This is a genomic window from Halomonas sp. ND22Bw, assembly GCF_003011945.1.
In the GTDB taxonomy this organism is placed as follows: domain Bacteria; phylum Pseudomonadota; class Gammaproteobacteria; order Pseudomonadales; family Halomonadaceae; genus Halomonas; species Halomonas halophila.
Genome location: NZ_PXWD01000960.1, coordinates 1 through 268, shown reverse-complemented (window position 1 = coordinate 268; position 268 = coordinate 1). Strand labels below are relative to the sequence as shown.

Here is a 268-nt window from a genome sequence, read left to right as displayed (position 1 = left end):
AATTTCGGATGATATTTTTACAATTTCAGGATCATCTTGTAAGAGTCTCTGATAATCGTTTTGAAAATTGCTTTCAATTCTAACGAGAGCGTTCCAGAGATCAAACATTCGACCTAGTTCTGTTGCACAGTCCTCTCCCCAGTCTAGCGGTTGTAAGAGGCCATACTGTCTGACGACGACTTCAATGCTAACTTTTCCCGAAGACACGGAATTATGAAGCATGGAATCTTCAGTATTTCCTAATTCCATATTGCGGATACCCTATTTT

1 protein-coding gene is annotated in these 268 nt (G+C 39.6%); it reads right to left on the bottom strand.

Translation table 11 applies throughout. The features are described 5' to 3' along the window. On the bottom strand, positions 1 to 249 hold a 249-nt coding region (locus tag CVH10_RS26870), incomplete at its 3' end, for a hypothetical protein (RefSeq protein ID WP_219924930.1). Positions 250 to 268: the final 19 nt, after the last annotated feature.